Source organism: Mesorhizobium vachelliae (genome assembly GCF_033977325.1).
Classification (GTDB): domain Bacteria; phylum Pseudomonadota; class Alphaproteobacteria; order Rhizobiales; family Rhizobiaceae; genus Mesorhizobium; species Mesorhizobium vachelliae.
The window spans coordinates 1-15,686 of record NZ_JAVIIR010000006.1 but is presented as its reverse complement, the minus strand read 5'-3'; the positions used below and the strand labels follow the sequence as shown (position 1 = coordinate 15,686).

General features: G+C 63.4%; 16 protein-coding genes. 2 read left to right on the top strand and 14 right to left on the bottom strand.

The features are described 5' to 3' along the window. Positions 1-8: 8 nt before the first annotated feature. Genes rpe through RFM41_RS14270 form a run of 8 tightly spaced genes read right to left on the bottom strand, consistent with a single transcriptional unit; the run spans position 9 to position 8,619 of the window. Complete coding sequence (gene rpe / locus RFM41_RS14305) at positions 9-695, bottom strand: ribulose-phosphate 3-epimerase (RefSeq protein WP_320249563.1); 687 nt, start codon at positions 693-695, stop codon at positions 9-11. Further along, positions 692-1,630, bottom strand: coding sequence for a CbbX protein (gene cbbX / locus RFM41_RS14300; protein ID WP_320249560.1), 939 nt, complete (start codon positions 1,628-1,630; stop codon positions 692-694). Before cbbX ends, rpe begins: the two co-directional genes overlap by 4 nt. Positions 1,631-1,654: 24 nt before the next feature. Beyond that, positions 1,655-2,074 (bottom strand): ribulose bisphosphate carboxylase small subunit, encoded by a 420-nt coding sequence (locus RFM41_RS14295; protein ID WP_320249557.1) that lies wholly within the window; start codon positions 2,072-2,074, stop codon positions 1,655-1,657. A gap of 11 nt (positions 2,075-2,085) precedes the next feature. Further along, on the bottom strand, positions 2,086-3,546 hold the full coding sequence (locus RFM41_RS14290) for a form I ribulose bisphosphate carboxylase large subunit (protein WP_320249555.1): 1,461 nt from the start codon (positions 3,544-3,546) through the stop codon (positions 2,086-2,088). A gap of 33 nt (positions 3,547-3,579) precedes the next feature. Further along, the gene (gene fba / locus RFM41_RS14285; protein ID WP_320249553.1) at positions 3,580-4,659 is read right to left on the bottom strand and encodes a class II fructose-bisphosphate aldolase; all 1,080 of its coding nucleotides are present in this window, start codon (positions 4,657-4,659) and stop codon (positions 3,580-3,582) included. 11 nt (positions 4,660-4,670) lie between these two features. After that, positions 4,671-6,677, bottom strand: coding sequence for a transketolase (gene tkt, locus RFM41_RS14280; RefSeq protein ID WP_320249550.1), 2,007 nt, complete (start codon positions 6,675-6,677; stop codon positions 4,671-4,673). Between the two features lie 10 nt (positions 6,678-6,687). After that, complete coding sequence (locus RFM41_RS14275) at positions 6,688-7,560, bottom strand: phosphoribulokinase (protein WP_041006074.1); 873 nt, start codon at positions 7,558-7,560, stop codon at positions 6,688-6,690. Between the two features lie 9 nt (positions 7,561-7,569). Next, a complete protein-coding gene (locus tag RFM41_RS14270; protein WP_320249546.1) occupies positions 7,570-8,619 on the bottom strand; it encodes a class 1 fructose-bisphosphatase in 1,050 nt (349 codons plus the stop codon). Between the two features lie 119 nt (positions 8,620-8,738). Between RFM41_RS14270 and RFM41_RS14265 the strand changes: the two genes are divergently transcribed. Together RFM41_RS14265 and RFM41_RS14260 are read left to right on the top strand one after the other, a co-directional pair. Continuing rightward, the gene (locus RFM41_RS14265; RefSeq protein ID WP_320249543.1) at positions 8,739-9,728 is read left to right on the top strand and encodes a LysR family transcriptional regulator; all 990 of its coding nucleotides are present in this window, start codon (positions 8,739-8,741) and stop codon (positions 9,726-9,728) included. 227 nt (positions 9,729-9,955) lie between these two features. After that, positions 9,956-10,156: a hypothetical protein gene (locus RFM41_RS14260; protein WP_040983863.1), complete on the top strand. Its 201-nt coding sequence runs from the start codon at positions 9,956-9,958 to the stop codon at positions 10,154-10,156. A 33-nt stretch (positions 10,157-10,189) separates the two neighbouring features. Here RFM41_RS14260 and RFM41_RS14255 read toward each other — a convergent pair whose 3' ends face one another. The 6 genes from RFM41_RS14255 to RFM41_RS14230 all read right to left on the bottom strand — a co-directional run bounded on the left by RFM41_RS14255 (position 10,190) and on the right by RFM41_RS14230 (position 15,247). Further along, on the bottom strand, positions 10,190-10,819 hold the full coding sequence (locus RFM41_RS14255) for a hypothetical protein (RefSeq protein ID WP_320249538.1): 630 nt from the start codon (positions 10,817-10,819) through the stop codon (positions 10,190-10,192). Further along, a complete protein-coding gene (locus RFM41_RS14250) occupies positions 10,819-11,649 on the bottom strand; it encodes a lanthanide ABC transporter permease protein PedC (protein WP_198541054.1) in 831 nt (276 codons plus the stop codon). The genes RFM41_RS14255 and RFM41_RS14250 overlap by 1 nt, the downstream gene beginning before the upstream one ends. A gap of 41 nt (positions 11,650-11,690) precedes the next feature. Continuing rightward, positions 11,691-12,479 carry a lanthanide ABC transporter ATP-binding protein PedB/LutE gene (locus RFM41_RS14245; RefSeq protein WP_320249535.1) on the bottom strand — a complete coding sequence of 263 codons (789 nt, stop codon included), beginning with the start codon at positions 12,477-12,479 and terminating at the stop codon, positions 11,691-11,693. 47 nt (positions 12,480-12,526) lie between these two features. Then, complete coding sequence (locus tag RFM41_RS14240) at positions 12,527-12,970, bottom strand: hypothetical protein (protein ID WP_320249532.1); 444 nt, start codon at positions 12,968-12,970, stop codon at positions 12,527-12,529. A 32-nt stretch (positions 12,971-13,002) separates the two neighbouring features. Further along, positions 13,003-13,929, bottom strand: a complete 927-nt coding sequence (locus RFM41_RS14235) for a YVTN family beta-propeller repeat protein (RefSeq protein WP_320250135.1) — start codon at positions 13,927-13,929, stop codon at positions 13,003-13,005. 67 nt (positions 13,930-13,996) lie between these two features. Further along, a complete protein-coding gene (locus RFM41_RS14230; protein ID WP_320250134.1) occupies positions 13,997-15,247 on the bottom strand; it encodes a lanthanide ABC transporter ABC transporter substrate-binding protein PedA1 in 1,251 nt (416 codons plus the stop codon). Positions 15,248-15,686: the final 439 nt, after the last annotated feature.

The window sequence follows — 15,686 nt, the reverse complement described above, 5'->3', positions numbered from 1 at the left end:
CACGTGGTTCATGCGGCCCGCCGGACCGCGCCGTCGGCCGCCTGTCTGATCGCGCCTATATTGGCGCGATAGGCGGCCTCGGCGCCACCCTTGAAGACGGCGGATCCGGCGACGAGCACATTGGCGCCGGCCGCGGTGACAAGGGGAGCTGTCTCGGGCGTGACGCCGCCGTCGATCTCGATGTCGATCGGACGCTGGCCGACGAGCGCCTTGACACGCCTGACCTTGTCGATGACCGCCGAAATGAAGGCTTGGCCGCCGAAACCCGGATTGACCGTCATCAGAAGCACCAGATCGAGCCGGTCGAGGACATATTCGATGACGCTTTCCGGCGTCGACGGGTTGAGCGACACGCCGGCCTTCTTGCCGAGGTTCCTGATGGCCTGCAGCGAACGGTCGAGATGCGGCCCGGCCTCGGCATGCACCGTTATGATGTCGCAACCGGCGTCGGCGAAGGCGGCCAGATAGGGATCGGCCGGCGCGATCATCAGATGGCAGTCGAAGACCTTGTCCGTTCGATCGCGGATCGCCTTGATCACCGGCGGGCCGAAGGTGATGTTGGGCACGAAATGCCCGTCCATCACGTCGAGATGGATCCAGTCGGCGCCCGCGCGTGCGACCGATTCGACCTCGTCGCCGAGCCGCGAGAAATCGGACGACAGGACGGACGGGGCGATGATGGTCTTTGCGGTCATTTGCTTTCTCCTTCCCCACGCTTCAGCGCGAAGACCCGGCTGGCGGTGATGTCCTCTGCCGAGATCGTCGACAGCGCCTTCGGATCAAGCGGTCCCTTGGCGCTCTCGAACAGGCGGTTGGCCTGCCTCAGCCGAGCCCGGTCGAGCGCGTTGCGGATCGAGCGGGCATTGGCGAAATGTGGCTGCGCGCGCCGGCGTGCAATGTAGTCGGCCATCGCGGTCGTTGCCTTGGTGTCGAACAGGTAATTTTGCTTTTCGAGCATTTGTTCCGCGATCCTGAGAAGCTCGGCGTCGGAATAGTCGGGAAAGTCGATATGATGGGCAATGCGCGAGCGGAATCCCGGGTTGCTTTCGAAGAAGCGGTCCATGCGCTGCGCATAGCCGGCAAGGATCACCACGAGGTCGTCGCGCTGGTTCTCCATCACCTGCAGCAGGATCTCGATCGCCTCCTGGCCGTAATCGCGCTCGTTCTCAGGGCGGTAGAGGTAATAGGCCTCGTCGATGAACAGCACGCCGCCCATCGCCTTCTTCAGGATCTCCTTGGTCTTGGGCGCGGTGTGGCCGATATACTGGCCGACCAGGTCGTCGCGTGTCACCGAAACCAGATGGCCCTTGCGGATATAGCCGAGCCGATGCAGCAGGTCGGCCATGCGCAGCGCAACGGTGGTCTTGCCGGTGCCTGGATTGCCGGTGAAGCTCATATGCAGCGTCGGCGTTTCATGCGCGAGGCCCATGCGGCGGCGAGCCCGCTCGACCAGCAGGAGCGCCGCCGTCTCGCGGATGCGCCGCTTGACCGGGGCAAGCCCGATCAAATCGCGGTCGAGCTCGGCCAGGACGTCCTTGACGCCGGAGGTCTCGAATTCCTCGCGCAGATCGATCGCCGCTGGGGCGGCGGCTTTAGGCACGTCCGTTTCGACAAAGGCTGGCGCCGGCATGGCATTTTCCTCCTGTCCCGATGATCAGCCGTACCTCGCTCCGGCCGGCTTGTCGGCGGCGTAGGGCCTGGTGGTGTAGCGGGTCATGCGGCCAGCAGCCTCCTGCCGCTCGAGCCGGTAGCCGGGTTCCTCGGCCGGGCGGTTGACGATGAAGGAGAGCTTCACCGATTCCCAGCCATGCGAGGAATCGAAGGCGACGACGCGGATATAGCGGTCGCCATAGAGCTTGCGGCATGCGTTCAGCTCCATCATCAGCGCCGCCGCGTCGGGATTGTCGAACATCGGGTGGCCCCACATGTCCCAATAGGTGTTGCGCGGGTGCGGGTCGTCGGTGACCTCGAGGCTGACGGCCCATTTGTTGTCGATGCAATACTGCACCTGCGCGCGGATCTGGTCGTCGGTGAGGTCGGGCAGGAAGGAAAAGGCTCCTTGGGTGATGCGCATGATTGTTCTCCTTATTCGGCTGCCGTCGCCACCGGGACGAAGTCCGGCGTGTCGGTCGAGGCGTAGTTGAAGGTCACGTCCTTCCAGACATCGAGCGCCTGTCGCAGCGGCAGGCATGACCGGGCGGCGTGCTCGAGGATCTCGGGGCCTTCGCGCAGGTAGTCGCGGCCTTCGTTACGGGCGAGGATCATGCATTCGAGCGCCACCCTGTTTGCGGTGGCGCCAGCGGCGATGCCCATTGGATGGCCGATTGTGCCGCCGCCGAACTGCAGCACGACGTCTTCGCCGAGCAGGTCGATGAGCTGATGCATCTGGCCGGCATGGATGCCGCCGGACGCCACCGGCATCAGCTTGTTGAGCGAGGCCCAGTGCTGGTCGAAGAAGATGCCGTTCTCCAGCTTCATCGGGTTATGATCCTCGCGGCAGATGTCGTAGTAGCCCCTAGTCGTCGCCGGATCGCCTTCCAGCTTGCCGACCACGGTGCCGGCATGGATGTGGTCGACGCCGGCAAGCCGCATCCATTTGGCGATGACGCGGAAGGAGACGCCGTGCGACTTCTGGCGCGTGTAGGTCGAATGTCCCGCGCGATGGAGGTGTAGGATCATGTCGTTCCTGCGCGCCCATTTCGCCATCGACTGGATGGCCGTATAGCCGATCACGAGGTCGATCATGACGATGTTGGAACCGAGTTCCCTGGCGAAGTCGGCCCGTTCGTACATGTCCTCCATGGTGGCCGCCGTGACGTTGAGATAGGTGCCCTTGATCTCGCCCGTGTCGGCCTGCGCCTTGTTGACCGCCTCCATGCAGTAGAGGAAGCGCTCGCGCCAATGCATGAAGGGCTGCGAGTTGATGTTCTCGTCGTCCTTGGTGAAGTCGAGCCCGCCCTTCAGCGCCTCGTAGACGACACGGCCGTAGTTGCGGCCGGAAAGGCCGAGCTTCGGCTTGACGGTGGCGCCGAGCAGCGGGCGGCCGAACTTGTCGAGGCGCTCGCGCTCGACGACGATGCCGGTTGCCGGACCCTGGAAGGTCTTCACATAGGCGACGGGAAAGCGCATGTCCTCCAGCCGCAATGCCTTCAGCGGCTTGAAGCCGAACACGTTGCCGATGATCGAGGCCGAAAGATTGGCGATCGAGCCCGGCTCGAACAGGTCGAGGTCGTAGGCGATGTAGGCGAAGTACTGTCCGGGCGCGTTCGGCACCTGGTCGACCCGATAGGCCTTGGCGCGGTATTTTTCCGACGCCGTCAGCCGGTCGGTCCAGACCACCGTCCAGGTCGCGGTCGAGGATTCGCCGGCGACGGCTGCAGCAGCTTCGATCGGGTCGACGCCGTCCTGCGGCGTGATCCTGAACACCGAGATTATGTCGGTGTCCTTCGGCTCGTAGTCGGGCTCCCAATAGCCCATCTTCTTGTATTCCATGACGCCGGATCTGTAGCGTTCCTTGCCGGTCACGGTTTCGGATTTGTTGGACATGACGCTGGTCCTTTCCTTTTGGCGGACCGCCGCTCAGGCGGCTTTCGCGGTTGCGATCTGCGGGTCGAGCTTTCCCGCGGCGTAGCGTTTGGCCATCTCGTCCATGGCGATGACCTTGATCTTCGAGGCGTTGCCCGCGGTGCCGAAGCGTTCGAAACGATCGCGGCAAAGGTCGCGCAGGGCGTCCATGGCGGGTTTCAGGAATTTGCGCGGATCGAATTCGCGCGGATCCTGTGTCGCGACACGGCGGAACTGTCCGGCCATGGCCATGCGGCAATCGGTGTCGATGTTGACCTTGCGCACGCCGTGGCGGATGCCGCGCTCGATCTCCTCGACCGGAACGCCGAAGGTCTGGGGCATCTCGCCGCCATATGCATTGATGATGTCCTGCAGCTCCTGCGGCACGGAGGACGAACCGTGCATGACCAGATGCGTGTTCGGCAGCTTCTCGTGGATCGCCTCGATCACCTGCATGGCCAGGATGTCGCCGTCCGGCTTGCGCGTGAACTTGTAGGCGCCGTGGGATGTGCCGCAGGCGATCGCCAGCGCATCGACCTTGGTGGCTGTCACGAAGTCGACCGCCTGATCGGGGTCGGTCAAAAGCTGGTCATGGGCTAGCGCGCCTTCGGCGCCGTGACCATCCTCGGCCTCGCCCTGGCCGGTTTCCAGCGAGCCGAGCACGCCGAGCTCGCCTTCGACGGAAGCGCCGACCCAATGCGCCATGCGCGCGACGCGTTCGGTGATGGCGACGTTGTAGTCGTAGCTCGCCGGGGTCTTGGCGTCCGCCATCAACGACCCATCCATCATCACCGAGGTGAAGCCGTGGCGGATCGCCGAAAGGCAGGTGGCTTCGTTGTTGCCGTGATCCTGGTGGATGCACAGCGGAATGGCCGGATGCATCTCGGTCAACGCCTCCATCATCCTGGCCAGCATGATGTCGTTGGCATAGGAGCGGGCGCCGCGCGAGGCCTGGATGATGACAGGCGCATCGCAGGCTCTGGCCGCTTCCATGATGGCGAGGCCTTGTTCCATGTTGTTGATGTTGAATGCCGGCACGCCGTAACCGTGCTCGGCGGCATGGTCGAGAAGCTGGCGAAGGGTGATACGGGCCATTGTCGGTCCTCCTAGAAGATGAGCTTCAGCGCCGCCGCGGCGACGGCTTCGGGTGTGATGTCGAAATGCTTGTAGAGGTCCGGAGCCGGGGCGCTTGCGCCGAAGCCGGTCATGCCGACAAAGGCGCCCGTCTCGCCGATCCAGCGGTCCCAGCCGAGGCGGGCGGCGGCCTCGACGGCGACGCGCGGCGCCGAGCCGAGAACGGACTTGCGGTAGTCTGCGTCCTGTTCCTCGAACAGTTCCCAGCACGGCATCGAGACGACAGCGGCGGCGACGCCGTGTTCGGCCTCCAAACGTTCGGCGGCGGCAACGGCGATCTCGACTTCCGAGCCGGTGGCGATCAGCGTCACGGCGCGGTGCGTGGACGGCTCGCGCAAGACGTAGGCGCCCTGGCCCGTCTGGTTCTCGTGGCCGTGTGCCTGGCGCAGCATCGGCAGGTTCTGCCGCGAGAGCACCAGCACGCTGGGCCGTGCCTCGCTCCTCAGCGCCAGCTCCCAGCATTCCGCCGTTTCGATGATGTCGGCCGGGCGGAAGACGTTGAGGTTCGGTGTCGCCCGCAGCATCGCCAGGTGCTCGACCGGCTGGTGTGTCGGGCCGTCCTCGCCGAGGCCGATGGAATCATGCGTCATCACATAGACGACGCGCTGGTTCATCAGCGCCGAGAGCCGCATCGCGCCACGCGCGTAATCGGCGAAGCAGAGGAAGGTGCCGCCATAGGGCACGAAGCCGCCATGCAGCGCGATGCCGTTCATGGCCGCGGCCATGCCATGCTCGCGGATGCCGTAGTGAATGTAGCGGCCTGCGTAGTCGTCAGGCGCTATGCGATCCATGCCCTTGGTGATCGTCAGGTTCGAATGCGTGAGATCGGCGGAGCCGCCGACCGTAAGCTCGGTCGCGCCATTGATCGCGGCAAGCGCCATTTCGGAGGCCTTGCGCGTTGCGACCTTGGTTGCCTTCTCGACATGCTCCTTTCGGAAGGCGTCCAGTGCTTCGAAGACTGCATCGGGCAGCTTGCCCGAAAGCGCGCGCTCGAAGTCCTCGCGCCGCGGCGCGGCGGCAAGCCGCCGCTCCCAGGCGCGCCGCGCCGCCTGGCCACGTGCGGCAACCTCGTGCCAGGCTGAAAGGATGTCATCCGGAACCTCGAACGGCGCGTGGGCCCAGCCGATGTTTTCGCGGGTAGCGGCGATCTCCGCATCGCCCAGCGGCGCGCCATGCATCTTTTCCGAACCGCCCAGATTGGGGGCGCCCTTGCCGATCACCGTGCGGCAGGCGATCAGCGACGGCCGGTCCGACCGCCGCGCGGCCTCGATCGCCGCGGCGACGGCTTCCATGTCGTGGCCGTCCACCGACTGCACATGCCATCCGGCGGCCTTGAACCGGGTCGGCTGATCCATCGATGTCGACAGCGAGGTCGGCCCGTCGATTGAGATCGCGTTGTCGTCCCAAAGCACGATCAGGCGGGAAAGCTTCAGGTGACCCGCGAGGTCGATCGCTTCGTGGCTGATGCCTTCCTGCAGGCAGCCGTCGCCGGCGATCACATAGGTGTAATGGTCGACGAGATCGGCGCCGTGGCGGGCGGCAAGCATGCGCTCCGCCAGCGCCATGCCGACAGCGGTCGAGATGCCTTGCCCGAGCGGACCGGTCGTCGTCTCGATGCCGAGCGCGTGGCCATGCTCGGGATGCCCGGCGGTACGGCTGCCCAGCTGGCGGAACCGCTGCAATTCCTCGATCGGCATGTCTTCGTAGCCGAGCAGGTAGTGCAGCGCATATTGCAGCATCGAGCCATGCCCGGCCGATAGCACGAAGCGATCGCGATCGAGCCAGTTCGGCGCCGTCGGGTCGATGTTCATGAAGCGGCCGAACAAGACCGTCGCGACATCGGCCATGCCCATCGGCATGCCCGGATGTCCTGAATTGGCCTTCTGCACGCTGTCCATGGCAAGGGCGCGGATGGCGTTGGCCATGTCGCGCTCGGCGACGGCGGCGGCGACGGACTTCAATGCTGCCAGGCTGGTCATGGCATCCTCCTCACGACACACGTTTCTTGCGTTCGATCAATTGCAGGATGAGCGGCGTCAGGATCAGCTGCATGGCAAGGTCCAGCTTGTTGCCCGGCACCACTATGGAATTCGGCCGCGACATGAAGGAGTCGTGGATCATCGAAAGCAGGTAGGGGAAATCGATGCCGCGAGGATTGGCGAAGCGGATGACCAGCATCGATTCGTCGGGGGTCGGGATCCAGCGCGCGATGAACGGGTTCGACGTGTCGACGATCGGCACGCGCTGGAAGTTGATCGCGGTCTGCGAGAATTGCGGGACGATGTAGCGGACATAGTCCGGCATCCGGCGCAGGATCACATCCATGACCGCCTCGGTGGAATAGCCGCGCGTGGCGCGGTCGCGATGGATCTTCTGGATCCATTCGAGATTTATGACCGGCACCACGCCGATCTTGAGGTCCGCGTGCCTGGCCAGGTTGATCTTGTCGGTGACGACGCAGCCATGCAGGCCTTCGTAGAAGAGCAGGTCGCTCGGCGCGAATTCGCGCCATTCGGTGAAATTGCCGGGCGGCGTGCCGTATTGCTTCTCCTCGTCCTCGTCATGGACGTAGGTGCGGGTCCTTCCGCTTCCCCGACGGCCATATTCCTCGAAGACGCCTTCGAGGATCCCGAGCTCGTTGGCCTCGGCATGGAAGTGCGTGAAGTTCGGATTGCCCGCCTTTTCTTGCGCGGCGACCTCCGCCTTCATCGCGGCGCGATCGTAGCGATGGAAGGCATCGCCTTCGATGAAGGCAGCCTCGATGTTCTCGCGCCGGAAGATCTGCTCGAAGATGCGCTTGACCGAGGTCGTGCCCGCGCCCGACGATCCGGTGATGGTGATGATGGGGTGCTTCGCCGACATGGTTCCCGCTCAAGCCCTGAAGAGTCCGCGGCGGCTGAATAGCGGCGCACGCTCGCCGATGGCGCTGGGTTCGGTGTGGTAGCGGGCGATCCGCGCGACTTCCCGCGCGGATCCGAAGACCACGGGCACGCGCTGGTGCAGGCTTTCGGGTTCGATTTCCAGGATGCGGGTGATCGCATCGGTCGCGGCCCCGGCCGCCTGTTCGACCAGATAGGCAATCGGATTGGCCTCATAGACCAGACGAAGCCGGCCCTGGCTGTAACCCCGGCGTTGGTCGCCGGGATACAGAAACACGCCGCCGCGCATCAATACGCGATAGCATTCGGCAACCAGCGAGGCGATCCAGCGCATGTTGAAATCCTTCTCCCTTGGGCCTTCGCTGCCTTCCAGGCAGTCGTCGACATAGAGGCGCACGGCCTCGTCCCAGTGTCGGTAGTTGGCGGCGTTGATGGCGAACTCCTGGGTCCGCTCCGGGATGATCCGGCTTTCATAGGCCTGGACGAACGTGCCCAGCCTGGTCGAGTGCACGAAGACATGCGTGCCGCTGCCGAGCGACAGAACGAGCGCCAGCTGCGGCCCGTAAATGAAGAAGCCGGCGCCAAGCATGTTCGCGCCTGCCTGCAAGAAAGGGGCGGCCGGATCGGCATCCGGCGCGCCAGTTGCAGGGAGGAGCGAGAAAATCGTTCCGACCGACACGTTGGTGTCGATGTTGGAAGAGCCGTCCAGCGGGTCGATGGCCACTGCGAGGGGGGCTTGCCTGTCGAGCAGGACCGGCTGCTCCAGCTCCTCGGAAGCATAGAGCGCGACCGGAGCGCGACGCATGGCGTCGAGGAAGATCTCGTCGGCGAAGACGTCGAGATCCTTCTGGACATCGCCGCCGGCATTGGCGCCGCGGGTTCCGGCAAAAGCGACGCCGAGCGCCCCCTGGTTGATGGCATTGCGGACCTTGGTGGCGGCCTGCGTGAACTGACGGATGGTAGCAACGACCGCGGAGCGGCGTTCGTCCGGCTGGTCGCCGAGATAGGAGTTCAAAAAAGCGTCGAGCGTTGCCGCTGGCATCGTAACCTCCCGGTCCGGCGTATCTTCCAGGCGCCGGATGGAGCGATGAAACCAAACGATCGGTGCTAAGTAAAATTCAATAACTTTACCCAGACACTAAAATTAATTTAGTATGCCCTATGAGGAATCTCACGCTCAAGCAATTCAAGACTGTGCAGGCCATCGTCAGCCACGGGAAAATCGTGAACGCAGCCAAGGTGTTAGGCCTTTCTCCTCCAGCGGTTACGATCCAGTTGCGACAGGTGGAGGAGGAGTTCCAGCTGGCCTTGTTCGACCGGACGTCGGACGGCATGCGTCCGACCGCCGCAGGGCTGGCCTTTGTCGAGGCTGCTCAAGCTATCGAGGAGCGGCTGCGCCTGCTCGAAGACGACATGGACGCCATCAAGGGCGTGCGCACCGGCAGCCTGAGGCTCGGCGTCGTTTCCACCGCCAAGTATTTCGCGCCGCGGCTGATGGCCGGCTTCATGAAGGAGCATCCCGATATCGACATGCGGCTGGCCATCGGCAATCGCGCCGAGACGATCGACAGGCTGAAGAACCACGACATCGACATCGCGCTGATGGGCCGTCCGCCCAAGGAAGTTTCGGTGCGCGCTTCCGTCTTCGGCGACCATCCGCTGGTCATCATCGCGCCGCCCGAGCACAAGCTGGTTTCGGCACGCGACATTTCCAAGGAAAGGATCGCCGAGGAGCATTTCCTTATCCGCGAGCCAGGCTCGGGCACGCGCATCTCGCTGGAGATATTCCTGAGCGACGTCCCCGGCCGGATCGACGATCTCGGCGTCGAGATGGGCTCGAACGAGACGATCAAGCAGGCGGTGATGGCAGGGCTCGGCATCGCTTTCATCTCCGCCCACACCATCGCCGCGGAAACGGAGGCCGGCCGGCTCGTCATTCTCGACGTGGCCGGCATGCCGATCCGCCGGCAATGGTTTTCGGTGATGCGCACCGATCATGTGATCTCGCCGGCCATGGCGACCTTCAACGATTTCCTGATGCGCAAGGGCGCGACTTACCTGCCTCTGTTCGGCAAGCTGTATCCGCACGCCGAAGCGGATGAAGCAGCGCCGACACGGCAAGCGAGAACGCCTGCAAGGCGGCTCAAGTGAAACGCCTGACATATCGACCGTCGAGATCGTGCGAAAAGGTTCGAAAAGGGCGTGAGCAATGGGTCTCCGTCATGGCGATCGGCCGGTTCGCATGTTATATTGCATATTGCTAATAGAAGTGTGGGGCGGCAATTCGCACTCTCAGCAAGGCGGAAGGGTAGCCAACCCTGCCGGTGGATCGCTATGCGTTCCGGCGTGGGGTTCGGGATTTCGAAGGGGAAGGGGCAATGCTTTATACAATCGTGATGATGGTCTGCATGTCGGCCATGCCGCATACCTGTGAGCAACGCGAGGAAATGGCGGACGGCCTGGCCATGAATCCCGGAGTTGCCTTCATGCAGGCGCAGCCGCTGGTCGCGCATTGGCTGGAAACACATCCCGGCTATTTCGTGCAGCGCTGGCGCGTGCTGCCCGGACGAAGCAGCTGAACGGGACTCGTTTCGAGACCGCTGCGACATGCGTTATTTCTTGGCGGCAAGCGTTTCCGAGACGGTCTTGGCTAGCTGATAAAGCCGCTGCTCGATGATCGTCGGCACGTCGCAGACGTAGGTCAGCGATTGCGCGCGCTCGGTGAAGATGCGCGTCGCGAAATTCAGCTGGTCGGTCCGCCGCTCGACCTCGTCCGGATCCGCGTCGGGTTTTGCGCGCAACGCATCGACATCGGACGCCTGCTTGCGCAAGTCGGCGGCCATTTCGAGCTGCCTGTGGGCATAACGGGAAATGCCGGAAATCACGTGCGAGCGCTCGGCGTCCATGTGGTCGAACATGCCTTGCATGACCATCGCCATTTTCGGCGCAAGCTGTTCGGCCGGCAGGGACGCCGCAAAATCCCGGATCTTCTTCTGAGCATCGCCGAGCGGCAGACGCCGCGCCGCGACGTCCTCGACAAGGGCGGAGACCGATGCGTCGTCTGACCAGTCCTTGGCCGAGGGCGGAAGGTCCGGCCCGTTCCAGACCTGGCCGAGCGACAATTGCGGCACCTTGCGCTGGACGCAAGGCCAGTCCGGATCGGCGGTCGCCGCCCCGGCGTTCGTGCCCGTCGCGAGCACGGCGACCACAAGCAGGCTGCGAGCAAAGGCCAATCGCGTCATCAGGCATTTCCTCCCGTATCCTGCTTGCGGGTCATCAGGCCGCGCGAGGGGTCGTAGGCGATGATGGCTCCGGCCAGAAACAGCAGTGTGCATCCGGCGACGACGCCCAGCGACACCCAGTCGACCTGCCCGTAAAAAGCGAAGCGGATCAGCTCGACCGCATAGGTGAACGGATTGACGAGACAGATCTTGTACAGGAGGGGGCTAGCCTCCTGGATGCGCCACAACGGATAGAGGGCCGGGGAGGCGAAATAGCCAGGGAATATGACGAAGTTCATGATGCCGGCGAAGTTTTCGAGCTGCTTGATCATGGAGGACAAAAGCATGCCCAGGGCGCAAAGCATCATGCCCGACAGAAACAGCGCCGGCAGCACGAACAGGTAGCCGAGGGGCGGCGCCTTGACGCCCCAGAACCACGCCACGATCAGGAACGCGTAGACCTGCGCGATCGACACGGCGACGCCGGCGAGCATCTTCGACACCAACAGGAACCAACGCGGAAACGGGCTGACGAGCAGGGTGCGCATATTGCCCATCTCGCGATCGTAGACCATCGACAGCGAAGACTGCATGCCCGAGAACAGCAGGATCATGCCGCACAGGCCGGGCGTGATGTAGACCTCGTAGAGCACGTAGGTCTTATAGGGCGGGATGATCGAGACGCCGAGCACCTGGCGAAAGCCGGCGGCGAAGATGAACAGCCATACGAGAGGCCTGACCAGCGAGGAGATGAAACGCTCGCGTTGATGCAGGAAACGCAGGCACTCGCGCAGGACGACGCCCTTGAGGCAGATGAGATAGTGACGGAGGCCGAACGCGCCGGACCTCATCGGCGTGACGGAGGCGACCTGCTGCGGCATTGCGGAAGTGCTCATGGCGAAATCTCCGCAATGCCGGCTGTCTCTGCGCGGTTGAGCTTCGAGAGGGCGTCGCGGATCGAATCGGCGCCGTTGGCCCGGATAAGATCGGAGACCGTGCCGCTGGCGACAAGGTTGCCCTGTCGCAGCACGACGGCATGATCGCCGTCCTCGACCTCGTCGATCAGATGCGTGGCCCACAAAACGCCGATGCCTTCGGTTTCGACGAGCCTGCGGATGGTGGCAAGGATGCCGGCGCGCGACTGGATGTCGAGACCGACGGTTGCCTCGTCGAGCAGCAGCAGGGAGGGGCGGTGCAGCAGCGCCCTGGCTATTTCGATCCGTCGCATCTGGCCGCCGGAGAGAGAGCGGGCCTTGTCATACTCACGGCCCTGCATATCGACCGTTTCGAGTACGGCGGCGATGCGCTGCCGGGCCTCGCGTCCACCAATACCGTGCAGCGAGGCGTGGTAGGAGAGGTTCTGGTGCACGCTGAGGTCAAGGTCGAGGGTCCGTGCCTGGAACACGATGCCGACACATCTGAGCGCTTCGCCGGAAGCGCGGCGGATGTCGTGGCCGAAGATGCGGATCGATCCATGGCGCGTGTCGTAAAGGCGGCTGATCAGGGAGAACAAGGTCGTCTTGCCGGCCCCGTTGAGGCCGAGCAGAACTGTGAAAGTCGCCGGCGCGATCGAGAAGGATACGTTGTTCAGCGCCCGTTTGGGACCGTAGGAATGGCTGACGCCGGCGACGTCGAGCGCCGCCACCTCATTTCCCGATCCGCCGGTCCGTACGTGCTGCACGCCGATCACCCTGTTCTCATATGTGCGCCGTTCTCAATTGCCAGTTCTCATTTGATCGTGATCTTTCCCTTGAGTCCCTTGTCGGCAAGGTCGGGGACGGACCAAGTGTACTCGCCGGGGCGCACGGTGTGGAACTGAACCAATATGGTTCCCGCTTCGTCGAATTCGAGCCAGGCCGGCGCGCCGGCCATATGCACTTCGAGATCGTTTATGACGATCTGGTCGATCCAGACGTTTCGCCAGAGGTCGGTCATGAACTTGTATTCGAAGCCGCCGTGAGACGTGATCTTCCAGCGATAGCCCTGGCCGGCGACCAGCTCGAAATCCGTCCGGTTGACGTCATAGCTGGATTTGTCCGAACCCAGGACCAGCTCGGGGAGGGGCTTGCTGGATCGCGTCACCTTCGGGGCATCGTCGTCGGCACTCGCCGCGAGCGGAGCAACCGCCAGTCCGACCAGGACGGCGAAGAAAATCGTGCGGTTGATCTTCATGGAATGAACCTCCCGGCTTGCTTGGGGCATCGCTAGTTGGGCGATATGGCCACGCCCCACGGCTGCTGGCCGACGGTGAGCGATTGGACCGGTTCATCGGTCGCCGTGTCGATGAAGGTGATGTCGTTCGAGTTGCCGTTCGTGGTGATCAGCGTCTTCTGGTCGGGGGTGAAGGCCAGATGCCAGACGCGCTGGCCGACGAGGATGTATTTTTCCACTTCGTAGGTTTCGGTGTTGATCACCGCGACATGGTTCGCCGGACCGAGCGCGACATAGGCCTTCTTGCCGTCGGCGGTTATGGCGATGCCGACGGGTTGGATGGTCTCAGCCCGCAATCCATTGATCGCGAACTGGATTTTCTTCACCACCTGGCGCTTGGCGTTGTCGATGACGCTGACGGTGCCGCCGACCTCGGCGCTGACCCAGACCTGGGAGCCGTCGGGCTTGAATTCGGCGAAGCGCGGGCGCGTATCGACCAGCACGTTGTCAGTCACCTCATGGCTTTGGGTGTCGATGAAATGCGCCATGCTGGTGGTTTCGGAGGTGTTGACCATGGTCTTGCCGTCGGGGCTGACACCCATGCCTTCCGGCTCGACGCCGACCGGGATCTCCGAAAGCACCGCCCTGCTCGCGACGTCGACGACGGTGACCAGATTGTCGTTCTCGTTGGCGATGTAAAGCGTCTTGCCGTCGGGGGAGAGCACGAACAATTCAGGATCAGGCCCCGAGGGCAGATCGCCAACGGCGTCAAGGCTCGACGTATCGATGATCTGGACGGTGTCGTCGTCGCTGGCGCACAGATAGACGAACTTGCCGTCGGGCGAGATCGTGATGCCGCGCGGCCTCTGCCCGACATCGACGGTCTTGATCACCTTCATCGTCGCCGTGTCGACGACGGTCATTGTGTTGTCCTTCTCGTTGGAGACATAGGCCGTATAGGCCGATGCCGGACCGGCCATGAGGCCGGCCGCGAGAATGGCGAGTGCACAAGCTCGTCCTTGCACCGAAACTCCTCCCGATTGCTTTCTACTTAAGGGCGCATTTGGTCTCCGGTTCGTCTACGCCGAGCGTGTCGAGCTCGGAAACCTGATGGAGATAGCCCTCCTGCGGCGAGGTCGAGACGACCGACTTGGCGTCGCTGAGCAGGATCGGCTGGCGCAGCTGAAGGTTCCATTTGCGGAAGGTCAGCTTCTGGCCCTTGAAGGCGGCGACCGAGAAATCGTCCGAGCGGATGTAGTCGCTGATCTTTTTCGGATCGTCGCCATTGGTGCGTGTGGTGGCTTCGCCGACGGCCCGCACGGCCGTCCAGGCCGACATGTCCTTGGACAACATTCTGCGACCCGTCGTCCTCAGGAAACGGCTCTGCATCTGGATGCCGCCCCACTGCTCACTTGCGGGGTGCCATGACGATGCGACGAGCCCGGCCGTGCCGGCGACCGGCCGTGGCGTCCAGGTGCGGTAGGGCACATAGGTTCCGAATACCTCGCTCTCGTCGGCGACCAGCACCACGTCGTGCTCCGGCAGGTCCTGCGTGAACACGGAAATCTGCTGCTGGATCTGCGTGGCGCCCGTGTCGGTGCGTCTGGCGGTGCCGCTGTCCTTGAACTCCTTCTCCGCCACGATCTGGCCGCCGAAACGGGCAGCCGCGCGGCGCAACGCATCGGCGTAGAGATGGTCCTGCTCATGCGAACCGTAGAGCAGCACCCAGTTCGGCCATTTCTTCACCATGAGGTATTGCGCCAGCGCGTCGGCCAGCATGCTGCGCGTCGGCGCGATGTGAAATACGTTTATGCGGCAGTCCTCCTCGCGCAGGCTGTCGTCGGTAGCGCCGATGTTGAAGATCAGCACGCCCTTGTCGCGCGCGATGTCGGCGATGGACAGCAACTGCTTGGCCGAGAGGTCCGCGACCACATAGCGGTCGCCCTTGGCGATCAGGCCGTCGAATGCCTGAACCGCATCGGAGTCCGGCTTTATTTCAGTGATATCGAGGCTGAATTTCTGGCCGAGGAACGCTCCCGTCGTGTTGTTGTCGCCGATCGCCACCTTGGCGCTGGCAACACCCTCGTCCCTAGGCGGCAGATCAAGCAGGGAAAGCGTCAGTTGCGGCGCATATGCCCGCAAATAGCCTATCTTGATTTCAGCGATCTTCTTTTCCGGCTTGGCCGTTGCAGCCGGTTGCTTGCTCGCCGATTCCTGAGCCACCGCACCGGAAAAATTGGCGGCCAGGAAAAGAAAGCACAAAAAGGTCGTGAGAGTGCTCGGCACCGCGCTCGTCATCCATAACATTACCCACTCTCGTGCCCAGTCCAATCCTGTCGGACCAGCGCCAAGCCAAGGTGCCCGCGGAGAAACTTAGCGGAAGTGCTGGATTTATCAAACCTTGTGAGCTGACCTGCCACTTCTGCTTTAGTCCTATTTGCCGCCGGCAAAGCAGGCCGGCGATCGAGCGGACCACCGCATGCCGAGACTGTGCGGATGAGGACCTTGGTAGAATAGACTTATCAGGGAGACCGTTCGATTATTGCCACCTCACTACGGCTTGGAAACGGTATTTTTGTTGCGAGGCGGACCTCAGGCCCGCCGGGACATGAAGTTTTTCGACTGCTTGGGAGGAGTGCCTCATGAAGACGCGTGCCGCTGTAGCCGTTGGCGCTGGAAAGCCGCTGGAGATCATGGAGGTGGACCTCGAGGGCCCGCGCGAGGGCGAGGTTCTGGT